This window comes from Mesorhizobium sp. L2C084A000, from assembly GCF_000502875.1.
In the GTDB taxonomy this organism is placed as follows: Bacteria; Pseudomonadota; Alphaproteobacteria; order Rhizobiales; family Rhizobiaceae; genus Mesorhizobium.
In genome coordinates this window covers 65,154-82,740 of sequence record NZ_AYWX01000014.1, presented here as the reverse complement: position 1 = coordinate 82,740, position 17,587 = coordinate 65,154, and the positions used below count along the sequence as shown (strand labels likewise).

At 63.9% G+C, this 17,587-nt stretch carries 14 protein-coding genes and 1 pseudogene; 9 read left to right on the top strand and 6 right to left on the bottom strand.

Translation table 11 applies throughout. From position 1 onward, the window contains the following. Positions 1–2 precede the first annotated feature (2 nt). From X735_RS140935 to X735_RS1000000166875, 4 genes are all read left to right on the top strand, one after another. Positions 3–2,264: a xanthine dehydrogenase family protein molybdopterin-binding subunit gene (locus tag X735_RS140935; protein WP_023813347.1), complete on the top strand. Its 2,262-nt coding sequence runs from the start codon at positions 3–5 to the stop codon at positions 2,262–2,264. A gap of 64 nt (positions 2,265–2,328) precedes the next feature. Beyond that, positions 2,329–2,574: a MoaD/ThiS family protein gene (locus X735_RS140940; protein ID WP_023813346.1), complete on the top strand. Its 246-nt coding sequence runs from the start codon at positions 2,329–2,331 to the stop codon at positions 2,572–2,574. 514 nt (positions 2,575–3,088) lie between these two features. Next, positions 3,089–5,161 (top strand): autotransporter-associated beta strand repeat-containing protein, encoded by a 2,073-nt coding sequence (locus X735_RS1000000166880; protein WP_023813345.1) that lies wholly within the window; start codon positions 3,089–3,091, stop codon positions 5,159–5,161. Beyond that, the gene (locus tag X735_RS1000000166875) at positions 5,107–8,133 is read left to right on the top strand and encodes an autotransporter outer membrane beta-barrel domain-containing protein (RefSeq protein WP_023813344.1); all 3,027 of its coding nucleotides are present in this window, start codon (positions 5,107–5,109) and stop codon (positions 8,131–8,133) included. Before X735_RS1000000166880 ends, X735_RS1000000166875 begins: the two co-directional genes overlap by 55 nt. 120 nt (positions 8,134–8,253) lie before the next feature. Here X735_RS1000000166875 and X735_RS140945 read toward each other — a convergent pair whose 3' ends face one another. Further along, positions 8,254–8,610 (bottom strand): hypothetical protein, encoded by a 357-nt coding sequence (locus X735_RS140945; RefSeq protein WP_031213633.1) that lies wholly within the window; start codon positions 8,608–8,610, stop codon positions 8,254–8,256. 252 nt (positions 8,611–8,862) lie between these two features. Between X735_RS140945 and X735_RS140950 the strand changes: the two genes are divergently transcribed. After that, the gene (locus tag X735_RS140950; protein WP_023813342.1) at positions 8,863–9,303 is read left to right on the top strand and encodes a hypothetical protein; all 441 of its coding nucleotides are present in this window, start codon (positions 8,863–8,865) and stop codon (positions 9,301–9,303) included. A 4-nt stretch (positions 9,304–9,307) separates the two neighbouring features. On the opposite strand, the gene abc-f is transcribed toward X735_RS140950, so the two are convergent. Beyond that, positions 9,308–10,930, bottom strand: a complete 1,623-nt coding sequence (abc-f, locus tag X735_RS140955) for a ribosomal protection-like ABC-F family protein (RefSeq protein WP_023813341.1) — start codon at positions 10,928–10,930, stop codon at positions 9,308–9,310. 365 nt (positions 10,931–11,295) lie between these two features. Here abc-f and X735_RS140960 point away from each other — a divergent pair, with 365 nt between their 5' ends. Further along, positions 11,296–11,607, top strand: coding sequence for a hypothetical protein (locus X735_RS140960; RefSeq protein ID WP_023813340.1), 312 nt, complete (start codon positions 11,296–11,298; stop codon positions 11,605–11,607). Between the two features lie 91 nt (positions 11,608–11,698). On the opposite strand, the gene X735_RS140965 is transcribed toward X735_RS140960, so the two are convergent. Both X735_RS140965 and X735_RS140970 read right to left on the bottom strand, forming a co-directional pair. Further along, positions 11,699–12,832 (bottom strand): transporter substrate-binding domain-containing protein, encoded by a 1,134-nt coding sequence (locus X735_RS140965; RefSeq protein WP_245273287.1) that lies wholly within the window; start codon positions 12,830–12,832, stop codon positions 11,699–11,701. Positions 12,833–13,087: 255 nt separating this feature from the next. Then, complete coding sequence (locus tag X735_RS140970) at positions 13,088–13,687, bottom strand: YdeI/OmpD-associated family protein (protein ID WP_023813338.1); 600 nt, start codon at positions 13,685–13,687, stop codon at positions 13,088–13,090. Positions 13,688–13,935: 248 nt separating this feature from the next. Here X735_RS140970 and X735_RS140975 point away from each other — a divergent pair, with 248 nt between their 5' ends. Both X735_RS140975 and X735_RS1000000170325 read left to right on the top strand, forming a co-directional pair. Next, a complete protein-coding gene (locus tag X735_RS140975; RefSeq protein ID WP_031213632.1) occupies positions 13,936–14,622 on the top strand; it encodes a hypothetical protein in 687 nt (228 codons plus the stop codon). A 111-nt stretch (positions 14,623–14,733) separates the two neighbouring features. Continuing rightward, positions 14,734–14,886, top strand: a pseudogene (locus X735_RS1000000170325) (SDR family NAD(P)-dependent oxidoreductase); the annotation flags it as partial. Positions 14,887–14,973: 87 nt separating this feature from the next. On the opposite strand, the gene X735_RS140980 reads toward X735_RS1000000170325, so the two are convergent. Then, positions 14,974–15,879, bottom strand: a complete 906-nt coding sequence (locus tag X735_RS140980; protein ID WP_013530631.1) for a S1C family serine protease — start codon at positions 15,877–15,879, stop codon at positions 14,974–14,976. A gap of 195 nt (positions 15,880–16,074) precedes the next feature. Here X735_RS140980 and yghU point away from each other — a divergent pair, with 195 nt between their 5' ends. Beyond that, positions 16,075–16,941, top strand: coding sequence for a glutathione-dependent disulfide-bond oxidoreductase (gene yghU / locus X735_RS140985; protein WP_023813336.1), 867 nt, complete (start codon positions 16,075–16,077; stop codon positions 16,939–16,941). An 87-nt stretch (positions 16,942–17,028) separates the two neighbouring features. On the opposite strand, the gene X735_RS140990 is transcribed toward yghU, so the two are convergent. Beyond that, positions 17,029–17,331: a DUF1236 domain-containing protein gene (locus X735_RS140990; RefSeq protein WP_023813335.1), complete on the bottom strand. Its 303-nt coding sequence runs from the start codon at positions 17,329–17,331 to the stop codon at positions 17,029–17,031. Positions 17,332–17,587: the final 256 nt, after the last annotated feature.

Below are 17,587 nucleotides of genomic sequence, written 5' to 3'. Positions count from 1 at the left end.
CCATGAATTTCGATCCGCGTTATTCGGCCCGCAACTTCGCATCGGTAGGCACACGTCCGATCCGCCCCGACGGCGTCGACAAGGTGACGGGTCGTGCCCGCTACGGTGCGGACTTCAACATGGCCGGCCAGCTGGTCGGGCGCGTCCTCAGAAGCCCGCACGCCCACGCCAGGATCGCCAAGATCGACATTTCGAAGGCGGAAAAGCTCGCCGGCGTCAAGGCGGTGATCACCGCGGCCGACCTGCCCGATCTCACCGATGGCGATGCCGCCATGTACGACGTCCTCGACAATTGCATGGCGCGCACGAAAGCGCTCTATGACGGCCACGCGGTGGCCGCGGTCGCTGCGATCGACGCCCGCACCGCCAGGCAGGCGCTGAAGCTCATCGAGATCGAATACGAGCTGCTGCCGCATGTCACCGATGTCGACGAGGCGGCGAAGCACACGGCGCCCTTGATCAATGATGCCATCTTCACCGAGGGTCTCGAGGAGAAGCCGGTAAAACCCTCCAACGTCACCAAGCGCAGCCAGTTTGGCCATGGCGACGTCCATCAGGGTTTCGGCCACGCCGACTTCATCGTCGAGCGCTCCTTCAAGACCGAGCAGACGCACCAGGGCTATATCGAGCCGCATGCCTGCGTGGCGAATTTCAGCTCCGACGGCACCGCCGACCTCTGGGTCTGCACGCAGGGCCATTTCGTCTACCGCCAGCACTGCGCCCAGCTGCTTGGCATGGAAGCCTCGAAACTGCGCGTCACCTCCTCGGAGATCGGCGGCGGTTTTGGCGGCAAGACCCATGTCTGGGCCGAGCCGGTGGCGCTGGCGCTGTCGCGCAAGGCCGGCCGGCCGGTCAAGCTGGTGATGACCCGCGACGAGGTGTTCCGCGCCTCGGGCCCGACCAGTGCCACCTCGATCGACGTGAAGATCGGCGCCCGCAAGGACGGCACGATCACCGCCGCCGAAGCGACGCTGCGCTACAGCTGCGGCCCGTATGCCGGCTCCTGGGCCGAGATCGGCGCGATGACGGCCTTCGCCTGCTACAAGCTCGATAACGTCAAGACGGTGGGCTACGAAGTGCTGGTCAACCGGCCCAAGACCGCGGCCTACCGCGCGCCCTCCGCGCCCATGGCGGCGTTCGCGGTGGAAAGCGCTGTTGACGAGCTGGCCAAGAAGATCGGCATGGATCCGGTCGACTTCCGGATCAAAAACGCCGCGCAGGAAGGCACAAGATCCTCCTACGGTCCGGTCTACGGCCCGATCGGCATCGGCCCGACGCTCGAGGCGGTGAAGAGCCATCCGCACATGAAGGCGCCGCTGGGCCCGAACCAGGGCCGCGGCATGGCTTGCGGTTTCTGGTTCAACTTCGGCGGCCAGACCTGCACCGACCTCAACATCGGCATGGACGGCTCGGTCTCGCTGGCCGTCGGCACGGTCGATGTCGGCGGTTCGCGCGCGTCGCTGTCGCTGGTGGCGGCGGAGGAACTCGGCATCGACTATTCCCAGGTCAAGGCAATCGTCGCCGACACCTCCAGCCTCGGCTACAACGACATGACGGACGGCAGCCGCGGCACCTTCTCGTCTTCCATGGCGACGATCTCGGCCGCCCGCAATGCGATCAAGATCCTGCGCGAACGCGCCGCGCAGATGTGGGACATTGCCGTCGACGACGTGGTCTGGGAAAAGGGCCACGCGATCGCCAAGGGCGAGAAGCACGGCAATCTCGGCAAGCTGTCGCTGAAGGAGATCGCGGTCGAATCGGGCAAGACGGGCGGACCGATCGCCGGCCACAGCGAACTCGTCGCCGATGGCGCCGGCGTCTCCTTCGCCACCCATATCTGCGATATCGAGGTCGATCCCGATACCGGCGCCGCCAGGGTCATCCGCTACACGGTCGTGCAGGACGCCGGCAAGGCGGTGCACCCGACCTATGTCGAGGGGCAGTACCAGGGCGGTGCCGCGCAAGGCATCGGCTGGGCGCTCAACGAGGAGTATATCTACGGCAAGGACGGGCGGCTGCAGAACGCCGGCTTCCTCGACTACCGCATCCCGGTCTGCTCGGACCTGCCGATGATCGACACGCAGATCCTCGAAATCCCCAACCCCAACCACCCCTACGGGGTGCGCGGCGTCGGCGAGACGTCGATCGTGCCGCCGCTGGCGGCCATCGCCAATGCGGTGTCGAACGCCGCGGGCGTGCGCATGACGCACATCCCGATGTCGCCGCCGCGCATCCTGGCGGCGATCGAGGCGGCTAGAGCATGATGCCGAAAAGTGCGAAGCGGTTTTCGGATAACATCATGCTCCATCCCGAATAGGGGTCTCGCGAATGGTCGAAGTAACGCTCTGGGGCTCGCTCGCCGCGACCACCGGAGGCAACAGCAAGGTCGAGATCGAGGCCAAGGACATAAGGGAGCTGTTCAGGAAGCTGGCTGAACAGTATCCCGGCCTCGAGCCCTGGATCGAGAAAGGCATCGCGGTTGCGATCGACGGGACGATCTATCGCGATACGTGGTCGAAGAAGCTGCCGGCGGGGGCGGAGATTTTTTTGCTGCCGAGGCTGGCCGGGGGGTAAGGCGACAACTGACAGGGTAAAAAGTGCACTGCCGCCGTAATTTACACTGTCACCGTAATTCTACGAAGCGCTATTGCGTCCGACCGGGAGGAAGTCTGCTTCGTGCCTCATGTCGGTCATCGAACAGACTGTAGCCGCATCCCAGTAGCTGACATCGCTGAGGCCCCCGCGGCGACAGGGGTATGGCGTGAGGGGGAAATCCCGGTCCAGTGATGACGCTCTGTCCACCCGGCTTGCGCTGGGCAGCCTTCGAGCTCACTCGATGGGATCGCTGAGGGCCAGGAGCTCCGAAAATTTCCCTGCAGACCCATGCGGCGAGATTGTTCTCGCGATTCCGTAAGGTCTCTTTGATAAGCTAGATCTAATATCGACGTATTATCTGTCACTCAAACGTCGCAGACTTGATTTTACTGGTCACTGTTAGCTTCTTGGTAGCTCTCGTGACTATAAACGTCTTGCGGGCGAATAGCTTTCATGCTGCCTTCGGCGCACTCAGGAATCAGGGAGCTTAGGCATGGCGGAGCGGATTTTGGCGCGCGACGGGATTTGGGTTTTGCGCCTCGCGCGCTTGCAGCAGGACGTGTCGCTTCGCTGCAGCGCTTCCGCCCTTGCGATCCTTGCTGTCACACTCGCGCTGAATGTCGCGCCCGCTTGGGCCGATGGCGGCAATGGAAGCGGCGTAGGCGCCGGACAAGGGGGTGTGGACGGTGCACTAGCGGGTGCCACGGGTCAGAATGTCCCCAATGGCGCTACCGCGGGCGGCGGTGGTGGCGGCGTTGATCTCACGACGGGCAATGGTGCGCCCGGAGGGTCGGGATCGGGAAGCTCGACAGCCAACAACCCAAACGGCGTTGCCGGTGCGACTGGTGCTACGGGTCTGGTCATCTCCACAGACGGGACCATTGCAACCAGCATCAGCGGCGGAGCCGGCGCTTCGGGCTCACCTGGCACAAACAGCGTCGTCAGGAGCGGCGGCGGCGGTGGTGGCGGTGTGGGCGTCAGTGCCACGGCCGACGTTACGGTTACTGGCACAGGATCGGTGGTTGGTGGCACTGGTGGCCGAGGTGGGAACAGTGGCAACAGCGGCAGCGGTGGTGGCGGCGTCGGCATATTCTCGTCCGCAAATGTCGTTGTAGAGGCGGGCGGCAGCGTTACCGGTGGCACTAGTGGCTCTACAGTTGGGGCCCAAGCAGGCGGCGGCGGCGGCGCGGCTGCCATCGTCCTGATCGGCGGCGGGACAATCCAGAACAGCGGGAATCTGCTGGGGGGCGCCGGCGGAAGAGCCCTTCTCGGCGGCGGTGGGGACGGTGGCGCCGCTGTTCTGCTGCTCTCAGGTGGAACCGTCATCAACAATCAAGGTGCGACGATTATTGGCGGCAGTGGCGGCCAGGGCTCCTTGGCAGGCGGCGATGGCGCAGCGGGGATCAAGGGCGCCAACATCGCGGTTATCAATGCGGGCACGATCAGCGGCGGCGCCGTCGGCGCCGGTGGTGGAACTCCGATCACCGGCAAGGCTATCGAGTTCACAGGCGGAGTTAATTCTCTGGAGCTTCAAGCGAGCTCGGTAATCGGCGGCAATGTGGTTGCATTCAGCACTGCCGACACTTTCAAGCTGGGCGGCGACAGCAGCGCCAGTTTTGATGTGTCCAAGATCGGCGCTGGCGCCAAATACGACGGCTTCGGATTGTATGAAAAGACAGGAAGCAGCACCTGGACACTGACGGGGACGACGACCGCCCTTACGCCCTGGACTTTGAGCAGCGGGGCCCTGCAAATTTCGAATGACAACAATCTGGGCGCCGCCTCCGGCGGGTTGACCTTCAGTGGCGGCACACTGCAGACGACCGCCGACATCACCAGCGGCCGGACAATCGCCCTGACAGGAGGCGGAACGTTTCTGACTGATGTCGGCACGATCCTCACGCTCAGCAATGTCATCTCCGGAGCAGGCGGTCTCACGAAAGCAGGCGGCGGGACGATGGTTTTGTCGGGCGCCAACACTTACACCGGCGGCACTGTCATCAATAACGGCACGCTCCAAGTCGGCGATGGCGGCAGCATTGTCGGCAATGTCCTCGACGACAGCACGCTGACATTCAACCGCTCAGATGCATTGATCGTCGATGGTACGATCTCAGGCAGCGGCGCGGTGGTTCAGCAGGGCTCGTGCAGCACGACACTGACCGGCCTGAACAGCTACAGCGGCGGCACGGTGATCACCGGCGGCACGTTGATCGGTCAAGCCTCGAGCCTCGGCACCGGCGGAATCCTCAACGACGGAGCGCTCGTCTTCGACCAGCCGACCGACGCCACCTTTGCCGGCTCCATCGATGGCAGCGGCTCCCTTACCAAGCAGGGTCTTGGCAATCTGAGCCTTACGGGAACCAGCACTCTCAGCGGCCCGACGACGGTCGAGGCCGGCAAGCTTGTCGTGAGGGTTCGCTCGGCAGCTCGCAGACGACGGTCAACAGCGGTGCGACGCTGGGCGGCTCCGGCTCGATCGGCGGCGCGGTCATCATCGCCGATGGCGGCATGCTGGCGCCGGGGTCCAGCCCTGGCACCCTCACGGTCGGATCGCTCAGCCTGAGCTCCGGCTCGATCCTTGATTATGAGCTTGGCCAAGCCGGCATTGTCGGCGGCGGCGTCAATGACCTGATTGAGGTGACCGGAAACCTGACGCTGGACGGCAGCCTCGACATTACCGATGTCGGCGGCTTCGGCCCCGGTGTCTACCGGCTGATCAATTATGGCGGCGCGCTGACCGACAACGGCCTCGAGTTGGGCAATCTGCCGGCCGGCGTAACGACAGCCGACCTGACGGTGCAGACCTCGGTCGCCAACCAGGTCAATCTGGTCAGCAGCGCCGGCAATGACCTGTTGTTCTGGGACGGTGACGCGGCCGGGAATGCCAACAACAATCTGGTCGACGGTGGCAACGGCACCTGGACGGCGACGAGCCCGAACTGGACGACGAGCACCGGCTTGGTGACAGGCGCGATGAAGCCGCAGCCCGGTTTCGCCATCTTCCAGACACTTGGCGGTACCGTCAGCGCCGACGACAGCGCTGGCGAGCTTGCGGTCACCGGAATGCAGTTCGCCGCCGACGGCTATCGCATCGAGGGAGACGCCATCACGCTTGCCGGCGCTGGCGGCGAGAGCATCATTCGGGTCGGCGACGGCACCTTGGCCGGAGCAGGCTATACCGCCACCATCGCCTCCGTGCTGACCGGGGCGAGCAGCCTGACCAAGACCGATGCCGGCACGCTGGTGCTGTCGGGCGCCAACACCTACACAGGCGGAACGGCCGTCTCGGGCGGCGTGCTTTCGGTTGCGGCCGACAACAATCTCGGCGACGCCGCCGGCGACCTGACCCTCTCCGGCGGTACGCTGCGCAACACCGCCGTCTTCTCCTCGGCGCGAGACATCACGCTTGCGGCGCCCGGCGGTACCTTCGACACCTTGGCCGACCTCACTTTGTCCGGCGCGATCTCGGGTGCCGGCAATCTTGCCAAGACCGGCGCCGGCACGCTGACGCTGACCGAAACGAACAGCTATGGCGGCAACACGCTGGTGAGTGCCGGCACGCTGGTCGGCAACGCGGCTTCGATCCGTGGCGACATCGGCAATTCCGGCACTGTCGTGTTCGACCAGGTGGCGGATGCCAGCTTTGCCGGCGATATCTCCGGCACCGGCACGATGGTGAAGGACGGTGCCGGCACGCTGAAGCTAGCCGGCACCTCGCTGCTCGACTGGACCGTCGACCAGGGTGGCCTCGTCTCGGCGGCCGAGCGCTTCGGTGGCGATGTCTCTATCGGCGCGGGCAACTCCTTCACCTTCGACCAGGTCGCCAACTCCAGCTATGCCGGCGTGCTCTCGGGTGCCGGCACGTTCATCAAGGACGGCCAGGGCACCCTGGTGCTCGCGTCCGGCAACTCAGGCTTTACCGGCGCCACATCGGTCAGCGGCGGCACGCTTGCCGCAGGCGCAGAAAACGCATTCAGTTCCTCCTCGCAGTTCTCGGTCGCCTCAGGCGCCACGCTCGATCTCGCCGGCACTTCGCAGACCATTGCTGGCCTGACCAATGCCGGGACCGTGGGCATTGCCGGCAGCCTTGGAAGCAAGCTGACCGTCAGCGGCGACTATGTCGGCAATGGCGGCAACATTCTCATCGGCACCGCCCTGGGTGCAGACAACTCGCAGACCAACATGCTGGTTATCGCCGGGGATACGTCAGGCACGGGTACGCTCCAGGTTGTCAATCTCGGCGGCGGCGGGGCGCAGACGGTCGAAGGCATCAAGATCGTCGATGTCGGCGGCGTCTCGAATGGCAGCTTCTCGCTAAAGGGCAACTATACTTTCGAAGGCGATCAGGCGGTGGTCGGCGGCGCCTATGCCTACAGGCTCTATCAGGACGGCACGAGCACGACCGGCGACGGCGACTGGTATCTGCGTTCTGCCTTGATCGATGGCGGTGGACCCGGAACTCCGCTCTATCAGGCAGGCGCACCGCTCTATGAGGCCTATGCGGGCGTATTGCAGACCTTCAACCAGCTGGGCACGCTGCAGCAGCGGCTCGGCAACCGGTCCTGGACCATCGAAGCGCAAGGCGCCGACGGAATCTCCGACGAGGTGAAGGCCGAGGCCGGTATCGGGCTGTGGGGCAGGATCGAGGGCACCAGCGGCTCCTACGATCCGGAAAGCTCCACCACCGCAACGACATATGACACATCGACCTGGAGGCTGCAGACCGGCGCCGACATGCTTTTGTCCGATAGCGCGGCCGGCCAGCTCATCGGCGGCGTCGCCTTCCAGTATGGCACCGTGTCCGCCGACGTCTCGTCGGTCTTCGGCAGCGGGTCGATCGACAGCACCGGCACCGGGGTTTCCGGCTCGCTGACCTGGTACGGCGCGGAAGGCTTCTACCTCGACGGCCAGGCGCAGGTGATCTGGTACGACAGCAATCTCGATTCGGCGACCGCCGGACAGCGGCTCGTCGACGGCAACAACGGTGTCGGCTACGCGCTCGGCGTCGAAGCGGGCAAACGCATCATGCTCGATCCCAATTGGTCGCTGACGCCGCAAGCCCAGTTGGCTTGGTCGTCGGTCGACCTCGACGCCTTCACCGACGCCTTTGGCGCGAGGGTCACCCCAGGCACCAACGACAGCCTGCTTGGCCGCCTCGGCCTCTCGCNCTTCACCGACGCCTTTGGCGCGAGGGTCACCCCAGGCACCAACGACAGCCTGCTTGGCCGCCTCGGCCTCTCGCTCGGCCATCAGACGCAGTGGCAGGACCGCACGGGCCGCGCCGGCCACACGAATCTCTACGGCATCGCCAACCTCTATTACGACTTTGAGGATGGCTCATCTGTCGACCTCGCCGGCAGCACCCTTTCGAACCGCAACGAGCAACTCTGGGGCGGCCTCGGTATTGGCGGCACGATCAACTGGGCCGACGACAGGTTCTCGGTGTTCGGCGAAGCCGCCGCCCGGACGGGCCTCAAAGACTTCGGTGACAGTCATGCGCTGACCGGTTCACTGGGCTTGCGGGTCAAGTGGTGACTTGCTTGGCACTTACTGGCTGATGTTGATCGCGCCATGACTGCTTAGGTCCAACGGCGGCTCTCCACTCGCGCCGCTTCGCAGCCCCGGTGCCTTTGGGGCCGGGAAGGCGCGGCAGGGCTATGGATACTTCGTCGGCGGCACGCCAGGGTTCAAATCGCCCTGCAGTTCCTTCGGCAGCGGCAAGCTTGAACATTGCAGGTGCACTTCGCGGGCGAACAGCTTTCGTTGCTTCTGCTCATGCTCCTTGATGGCTGCGACGAGCCCCATCGAGTATGGACCAAGCAAGACGCCGAAACCCCACCCCGGATGCTCTTTCTCGCGAGCCTCGTAATCCGAAGCCGCCCTGCGGGCCTGCTGGCATGCCGGCGAAGCCCATTTCTGGTCCTGCTGCGAAAGCGACGCCTCATAGTCGACCGGGGAGGTCGCGCATCCGGCCACTGCCGCGGTCAATGCGAGGCAGATTGCGATTCTCATCCGAAGCCTCTCCTGAGCCTTGTGAAGGGCCTGCATAGACCTCTTCATCCCGCAAGGCGATAGCTGCGGTCGGGCGCCTTCCCCACCCTTCGCAACCCGCCGCCCTCTCCCCGGCCCTCCAGCCGCCGGATTCGAACCCATGCCTGGAACCAAATCGCGGGGCCTGGAACCAAATCACGGGCGAGACTGTTCAGTTGTAACTTTGATCCGACGCTGCGGCCGGCAAAGCGGCTACATTGAGGAGTTCTCACCATGAAGATTTCATCCGGATTTCGTTCCATCGCGGTTGCCGCCATCGCCACCGCGAGCATCGGCTTTGCCAGCGCCGCGCATGCCGACAGCGGCACGATCCGCTTCGCCGTCTACAAGGCTGCCTTCTTTGTCGGTGGCTCCGGAGGCGAAGGAACGCTGACCTTCCATGGCCGCCGCTATCCCATCTCGGTCGGCGGCGTCTCGGGCGGTCTCGCCTTCGGCGTCTCCAAAACCTATTTTCAAGGTACCGTGCGCCACATCAAACGCGCACGGGATGTGACCGGGGTCTATGGTGCGGCAGGCGGTGGCGGCGCGCTTGGCAAAGGGGCTCAGGTGATCGTCATGAGCAACGACAAGGGCGCCCGGCTCGAATTGACGGGCAGGCAGGTCGGCCTGCAGGTCAACGCCGACCTCAGCGGCATGAGCATCTCGCTGCGGTAAGGGCCTAGCTCCTCAATCCCGGCGCTTCCTGCCCCGTCCGCTCGACATATTCCGTATAGCCACCGCCATAGGTGTGGATGCCTTCGGGCGTCAATTCCAGCACGCGGTTGGAAAGCGCCGCCAGAAAATGTCGGTCGTGCGAGACGAACAGCATGGTGCCCTCGTACTGCGAAAGTGCGGTGATCAGCATCTCCTTGGTGGCGATGTCGAGATGGTTGGTCGGCTCGTCCAGCACCAGAAGGTTGGGCGGGTCGAACAGCATCAGCGCCATCACCAACCGCGCCTTCTCACCGCCTGACAGCACACGGCATTTCTTCTCGATCTCGTCGCCGGAAAAACCGAAGCAGCCGGCGAGTGCCCGCAGCGGCGCCTGGCCAGCTTGCGGAAACGCGTCCTCCAGTGTCTGAAACACAGTGCGCTCGCCTTCCAGCACTTCCATCGCGTGCTGGGCGAAATAACCCATTTTGACACTTGGCCCGCGCGCCACCGTGCCGGTGTCGGGCTCGGAAGCGCCGGCGACCAGCTTCAGGAGCGTCGACTTGCCGGCGCCGTTGACGCCCATGATGCACCAGCGCTCGCGGCGGCGGACCTGGAAGTCGAGCCCCTCATAGATGGAGCGGCTGCCATAGCCTTTGTGGACGTTCTTCAGCGTCACGACATCCTCGCCGCAGCGCGGCGCCGGCAGGAAATCGAACGAAACCGTCTGGCGGCGCTTGGGCGGCTCGACGCGGTCGATCTTGTCCAGCTTCTTCACCCGGCTCTGCACCTGCGCGGCATGCGAGGCGCGCGCCTTGAAGCGCTCGATGAAGGCGATCTCCTTGGCCAGCATCGCCTGCTGGCGTTCGAACTGCGCCTGCTGCTGCTTGTCGGCGATCGCCCGCTGCTGCTGGTAGAATTCATAATTGCCGGAATAGCCGGTCAGCGAACCGCCATCGATCTCGACCACCTTGTTGACGATGCGGTTCATGAACTCGCGGTCGTGCGAGGTCATCAGCAGCGCGCCGTCATAATTTTTCAGGAAGGACTCCAGCCAGATCAGGCTCTCCAGATCGAGATGGTTGCTTGGCTCATCGAGCAGCATGGCGTCGGGCCGCATCAACAGGATGCGGGCCAGCGCCACGCGCATCTTCCAGCCGCCGGACAGCTTTCCGACATCGCCGTCCATCATCTCCTGCGAAAAGCCGAGACCGTCCAGCACTTCGCGGGCGCGGCCATCCAGCGCATAACCGTCGAGTTCCTCGAAGCGGTGCTGCGCCTCGCCATATTTTTCGATGATCTCGTCCGTCCGGTCGGCCTGCTCGGGATCGGCCATGGCCGCCTCGAGGGCTGCCATCTCGGCCGCGACTTCGGACACCGGCCCGGCGCCGTTCATCACTTCGGCCACAGCGCTGTGGCCTTCCATGTCGCCGACATCCTGGCTGAAATAGCCGATGGTGACGCCGCGATCGACCTGCACCTGGCCTTCGTCGGGCTGCTCCTGGCCGGTGATCATGCGAAACAGCGTCGTCTTGCCGGCGCCGTTCGGCCCGACGAGGCCGACCTTCTCGCCCTTCTGCAGCGACGCCGACGCTTCGATGAAGACAAGCTGACGGCCGTTCTGCTTGCTGATGCTTTCAAGTCTGATCATGCGGTGTCCGGGCTATATGCTTGCGTGAAAGGATTTGCCCGGCGCCTTACGCGAAGGAGGGCCGCAAAGGAAGAGGCGCAAGCGCCGCAGCGCTTCACCTCCCCTTGTGGGGAGGGTCGGCGCACCGGGGTTGCGAAGCAAGGTCGGTGGGACGGGGTGGGGGCGCGGCGCTGCAAAAGACCCCCCCCCCCCCCCCCCCCCCCCNCCGACCCTCCCCACAAGGGGGAGGGTGAAGACGCTCCACCAGACACACTTCGGAAACAACATTCAACATCCGGGAAAACTCGCGAAAACATCGCCTGTCATAACCACCGTCGCGGCGGTCAAGCGGGCTGCTGTACAACGCGAAGAAATGGTCCCGAAACATGCAACGACGTTCGACCGGATGGATCGGTGCCCTGACAGGCATTTCGCTCGCCATGCTGGCGGTCGCACAATCGGGTGCGGACGCTGCGGTCACCCGGAGCGAATATTGCAGCCAGCTCGGCCTTCAACTCGACGGGGCCATCCAAACGAAGGCCACCCCAGGCACCAGCGCAAGCCAGATCGCCGAAGCAACCGCGCTCCAGGACAAGGCGAACCGGTTTTGTGCCGAGCGCAAACAGGCCCAAGGCATCAGGACCTACGCCAACGCCCTGAAGCTTCTTGGCGTGACGCCGGTCGACCTGAACCAGTGACAGCAACCATCAATCCTTGAAGAAAGGGCCGCCTCTCTCGCAGAGTGAGGGCGGTTTTTCCAGCGCATCGCACCGCGGAAGTTCCTGTCGACTACTTCTCGCCCAGATACTGGAAGACGGCCTGTTTCCACCAATCGCTTTCGATGGTCTGCAGGAGGGCGACATCGAGAGACTTGCGCAACGGGCTGCCGAGCGGCAGCGCAATGGCATATTGCTGCTGGTCGAAGGTCGCATCGAGAACCTGCAGGCTCGTCGCGTAATTCTGCCCGACCAGCCAGCCAAGCAGCGGCTTGTCGTGCACCAGCGCATCGATCTTGCCGGCGCGAAGCGCGTTGAGGCCCTGCTGGATCGAGGCAAAGTCCTGATGACGGATCTGGGTCGAATCCAGATAGGACGCCGTCGACGAGCTCTGCACCGCGCCGACCGTGACCTGGGCGAGATCGCTTTCGCCCTGCACCATTCCTTCCATCTGCGTCACCGTCAGCACCGATGTGACGCCCGCGGTGAACACCGCGATGGCAATGATCGATCCCATCATCCAGAGCGCGGCCAGCACGCGCCCCGGCACGGTTCGCGGACCGAAGTCGCCGGTGCTGGCTTGCGTCGCGGCGATGGTCGACCACCACATGCTGGAAAACAGTCCCTTGGCGACGCCGCCGCCGAAATCGTCATTGTGCCGACGTTCGAACATCCAGATCAGGACGCCGACCACCACCGATATGATGACCAGCCCCAGCACCGCCTGCAGGAAGCCGAACGACGTCAGGGCATGCAGCACCGGCCGCCATGACGGCTGGTTGTTGAGCGGTGTCGCAATGCCGAGCCCGGTCGTGAAGAAGGGCTGCGTGAAGTCGACGGCCTTTTCGCGGTCGGCCGTGACCGTGATCGCGGCCATCGCCGCATCGAACCTGCCGTTGACGACGCCATCGATCTGGTCCTGCACGGCAGGCACTTCGACATAGCGGAAGCGAAGGTTGAGCCGCCCGGCTATTTTCTGCCAGAGGTCGATGCTCAATCCCGACCAGCTGCCGTCCTGCAGCTTGAACGCAAAAGGCGGCGCCTCCTTGATCCCGACCGAGATCTCTTTTGCCGGCGAGGCCGAGGGAGAAGCCAGGTCGGGAGACGTCTGGTCGGGCGAGGTCTGGGCAAGCGTGGCGCCGGCTCCCACACACGCGACGATGACAATGAGACCCAGCGCCATCGTCCACGAAGCAACTCTTCTCAACGGCAACGACTCCCAGCGTCCGCCGCTCGATCGTCGCGGCTTTCGAAGGGTAGCCGCCGTGCCGTCCTTCGTCCACCGGCGATGTCGTTGCTGAAGCAGCCGCGCGACGCGCCGACCATCGAATTGCGCAAAAACAAGCAGTTGGAACAATTTCACGATTCAGATCCTGAAGCGCTTCGCGCAACGCCGGATCCCGTGCGGACAGGCTTGCCGTGCCGAAGACGAACTGGCGCCCAAACCAGCCCACCCCAAACCTTACTTCCTGCCTTGCGGGTAGATCGTCTCGCCGCGCTTCAGCATTGCCACAAACGTCTCGATCTTCTTCTTGCGCCCGGCCTCGGTCTTCATGTTGTGGGTGCGGAAGGCGAGCGCGAAACGGTTCTGCGCACTGAGTTTTGCCAGCATCGCCTTCGCAGCGGGTTCGGCGTCGATTGCCGCTTGCAGATCATCGGGGATCTTCATCTCCTTGCCGCTGCCATAGGCGCGCGCCCAGCGCCCGTCCGCCTTGGCCGCCTCGACCTGTTTGAGCCCATGCTCGGTCATGCGGCCCTCCTCGACCAGCCGCGCGACATTGTCGATGTTGATCAGGCTCCAGATGCTCTTCCGACCGCGCGGCGTGTAGCGCTGCAGGAAACTCTTGTCGTCCAACCCCTTGCGCACCGCATCGATCCAGCCGAAGCACAGCACCACGTCGATGGCTTGCTTGGGGGTGATCGACTTCAGTCCCGACCCCACCTTGTGAACCTTGATCCACACTTCGGTTTCCGTGGCGTGGTGCTTGCCGAGCCATGCGTAGAAGCTGCCCGGATCCGGGAATTCATGGACCTTGTCGGGATCAACCTTGACCGGCGCCATTAGCCGGCCTGTCCTTTCGGTGTCGCTCGCGCCATCAGTTCCCTCTCTGTCGTCCCTGGCATTGCCCGTCATCGACCAGAATGGCACGAGTCGCTGTCAGTTTCCGGCAGCAAACTTGGCGGGCGCCTAGGGCGTTCCTTCGCGCCCCTCGACCTGAACATTTTTCTCCCGGCCCCGCTGTATGAAATTTCGGAATACCTGCCATGCTCGTGCTCGGGCACGCCATCTCGCTCCCGGGGGAATATGCCATGAAATCTCTGTTGCTCGCCTTTGTGTTGTCTCTCCCCACGGCCGCCCTCGCCGAGCCAATCGAAACCCGGAAGATCATCACAGCGGTGACCGGGGACTTCAACGGCGACGGCGCCGTCGATCTCGCCATGGTGGTGGAGACCGAGCCCGGCCACCCGATGGATGTCCACTTCTTCCTCAGGGACAAGGAGCACAATTACCTCAAGCCCGTCGAAACCGTGCACGAGCAGATCCACGGGGAATGGAACGGCTACGACCGGCCGGGTTACGAGAACTCCGACACCGAGCCGGAACTGACGATGCTGCCCAACGGTTCGATCAAATTCTACCTGCCGGCGATGCCGGTCGGCAGCGAACGGACCGACATGACGCTGACCATCGCCTGGTGCGACGCTGCCTTCATCGTCGCCGGCTTCGCCTATGACCATGATGACTATTTGAAGGAGAATGCCGAAAGCGCCTGCGAGTACAATGTCCTGACCGGCAAAGGCACCGGCAGCGAAAAGCAGCCGGACGGCAGCACCAAGCACAAGACCGTCTCGGTCGAAGGCCNGACCGGCAAAGGCACCGGCAGCGAAAAGCAGCCGGACGGCAGCACCAAGCACAAGACCGTCTCGGTCGAAGGCCAGACCATCGCCTTCAAGGACTGGAACCCGGGCACCGCCTTCACCGCTTGCGGCAACTGATCGCCCTGCATCATCGGCGCTTCCGATAGCGCTATCGGTTTCTTCCGTTTTCACTTGCCGTACCGAACTGCCAATTCCCTGCCCTTCTCCATCCAAGCAAAGGCAGAGCGAATGAGCATTTCAAATGAGAAAATCCTGATCGTCGGTGGCGGCTCTGGCATGGGTCTGGCGCTGGCCCGGCGCTGCGTCGAGGCCGGCGCCGAGGTGATCATCGCCGGGCGCGGCGAGAACCGGCTGCGGCAGGCGCGCCAGGCGCTTGGCAATCCCGCCGAGGCCCTGGCCGCGATGGCCGAGCGGCTGCCCGTCGGGCGAATTGGCAACCCGATGACATCGCCGACGCCATCGACGCGTCTACTGCAGTTGCGGCTTTTTCAGAAAACTGCCGCGGTCGGCCGATTTGACGCGCAGCCAGGTTTCGCGGCCGTCGCGCAACACCCGCATTGGAATCTCGGCCCCCGCCGAGCCGCTCTCCCACAGCTTGCGATAGAAATCGGCCAGCCCGTCGACCGCGCCGTCCCGGATGTCGGAGATGATGTCGCCTTGGCGCAGGCCGGCCTTGGCCGCCGGGCCGCCCTCGGTCACGCTCATCACCACCACTCTGCCGTCGCTTTCGGCCGACAGGGCGCCGAGCCACGGGCGCGGCGGCTTGGCCACCTGGCCGCGTGTCAGGAGGTCGTCGAGAATGGGCGGCAAAAGATCGATCGGCACCACCATGTTGATATCGGCGACCTCGCCGTTGCGGCTCATCTGCAGGCGCAGCGAACCGATGCCGAGCAGCGAGCCGTCAGCGCCGAACAGCCCGGCACCGCCCCAGGACGGGTGCGCCGGTGCAATGAAGATCGCCTCGTCGAGCAGATATTCCCAATAGCCGGCGAATTCCTGCTTGGTCACGATCCTGGCCTGCACAGACTGACCGATACCGTCGGCCAGCACGACGGCGTCACCGATCCTGGCCTTGCCGGCATCGCCCAGCGCCACCGCCGGCAGGCCGAGCGGCGCCAGCGCCTGCACCAGGCCGAAGCCCGATTCCTGGTCGTAGGCCAGCGCGTGCGCGGGGATGACGCGGCCGTCATGACTGGTCAGCCAGACTTCTTCCGCCTCCGTGATGAGATAGCCGATGGTCAGCACCAGCCCGTCGTTGCGAATGACGACGCCGCTGCCTTCCCTGAGCGTGCCGAGCGCCCCGGCCGTAAAGGCATCTTCGGGGACAGTGGCCCGCACGGCGACGACCGAGCGCGGATTGGGATTGATGGTCATGCTTCTGTCCTGGGTGGGCTTTGGTGACATCTTCTATAGGTATGCCACGCAGGAGAAGGCGCAAGGGTGAGGAAGTGCCCAATTGCCGATGTTGGCAATGCGGGCATCGATAATAGTTCAACGCAAGTTGAACTTACACATCCGCAGCCCTAGTTTATGGCGACCTGCCATCCTTCCCCGACACGAGGCCACGAAATGACCGACTACACACCGCCGAAAGTATGGACCTGGAACAAGCCGAGCGGCGGAGCCTTTGCCAGCATCAACCGGCCGATCGCCGGGCCGACGCAAGACAAGGAACTGCCCGTCGGCAAGCATCCGTTGCAGCTCTATTCGCTGGCGACGCCGAACGGCGTCAAGGTCACCGTCATGCTGGAAGAGCTTCTGGCGCGCGGCCACAAGGGCGCTGAATACGATGCCTGGCTGATCCGGATCAACGATGGCGACCAGTTCGGCAGCGGCTTCGTCGAGGTCAATCCCAACTCCAAGATCCCGGCCCTGATGGACCGCAGCGGCAAGACGCCGGTGCGCATCTTCGAATCCGGTTCGATCCTGGTCTATCTCGCCGAAAAGTTCGGCGAATTCCTGCCTACCGAACAGCCGGCGCGCGCCGAAGTGCTGTCCTGGCTGTTCTGGCAGATGGGCTCGGCGCCGTATCTGGGCGGCGGCTTCGGCCATTTCTACGCCTATGCGCCGGAAAAGTTCGAATATGCCATCGACCGCTTCTCGATGGAGGTGAAACGCCAGATGGATGTGCTCGACCGCCGGCTGGCCGAGACTGAATATCTCGGCGGCAAGGACTATTCCATCGCCGATATGGCCGTGTGGCCCTGGTATGGCGGGCTGGCGCTCGGACGCATGTACAATGATTCCGCCGAGTTCCTATCCGTGCAGGAATACGCACATGTGCAACGCTGGGCCAAGGCGATCGACGCCCGACCGGCGGTCAAGCGCGGCCGCATGGTCAACCGCGCTTTCGGCGAGCCTGCCATGCAACTGCATGAGCGCCACGACGCCAGCGATTTCGAGACCAAGACGCAGGATAGACTGGCCGCCGAATAGGCCATCGCGGATCGCGACAAAAGGAAACCCGCCACCGACGCGACGTCGGGGCGGGTTTTTCCCAAGGTCCAGTGCTGCGGGAACCCCTTAGTGCAGCACTTCAACGATCTGGCGGGTCTCCGGGTCGACGAGGACCGTCTGGTCATTGATCACCGCGACGCGGTATTTGACGTCGGGCACTTCACGCAGTTCGACAGTGTCCGGTACCGACGAGCCGAGCTTGAGTTCGACCCCCAGAAGGTTCACCGAGGCAAGCGGTTCCCTCTTGATGTATTCGCGAACGACCGTCTCCTGCTGCGGCTGGACGACGACGACGCTCTCCGCCAGCGCCGCACCAATGCCGCCCGTCAGGACGATGGCAGCCGCCGCGCTTGTAAGATAAAGTTTCATGACCGTCTCCTAGTGACAATTGAATTCCGCCCTCCATAAAAACTCCACCGCTGCCATGTGGTTCCATCCAACTTCAGAATTGAAGATGTTATGTTTGCAGCCCGGATATTAATTTGTTGCTGATCAAGCATGCGGCAGACAGCGCGGAAATGCTTGAAAACTTGCACAAATGTGTACGGACATTAGAAGACGAAAAATCCCTTCTGCAGCCGAATTGGCGAAGCACCTGTTGTCGCCGCGTCAAATCAGCCTCGCG

Bases quoted from the DNA above. Each gene is read 5' to 3' on its own strand.
- X735_RS140940 (WP_023813346.1), top strand. From the start codon at position 2,329: ATGGTCGAAGTAACGCTCTGGGGCTCGCTCGCCGCGACCACCGGAGGC.
- abc-f (WP_023813341.1), bottom strand. From the start codon at position 10,930: ATGATCAGACTTGAAAGCATCAGCAAGCAGAACGGCCGTCAGCTTGTC.
- X735_RS140935 (WP_023813347.1), top strand. From the start codon at position 3: ATGAATTTCGATCCGCGTTATTCGGCCCGCAACTTCGCATCGGTAGGC.
- X735_RS140950 (WP_023813342.1), top strand. From the start codon at position 8,863: ATGAAGATTTCATCCGGATTTCGTTCCATCGCGGTTGCCGCCATCGCC.
- X735_RS140980 (WP_013530631.1), bottom strand. From the start codon at position 15,879: ATGACCATCAATCCCAATCCGCGCTCGGTCGTCGCCGTGCGGGCCACT.
- X735_RS140960 (WP_023813340.1), top strand. From the start codon at position 11,296: ATGCAACGACGTTCGACCGGATGGATCGGTGCCCTGACAGGCATTTCG.
- X735_RS1000000166880 (WP_023813345.1), top strand. From the start codon at position 3,089: ATGGCGGAGCGGATTTTGGCGCGCGACGGGATTTGGGTTTTGCGCCTC.
- X735_RS140990 (WP_023813335.1), bottom strand. From the start codon at position 17,331: ATGAAACTTTATCTTACAAGCGCGGCGGCTGCCATCGTCCTGACGGGC.
- yghU (WP_023813336.1), top strand. From the start codon at position 16,075: ATGACCGACTACACACCGCCGAAAGTATGGACCTGGAACAAGCCGAGC.
- X735_RS140970 (WP_023813338.1), bottom strand. From the start codon at position 13,687: ATGGCGCCGGTCAAGGTTGATCCCGACAAGGTCCATGAATTCCCGGAT.
- X735_RS140945 (WP_031213633.1), bottom strand. From the start codon at position 8,610: ATGAGAATCGCAATCTGCCTCGCATTGACCGCGGCAGTGGCCGGATGC.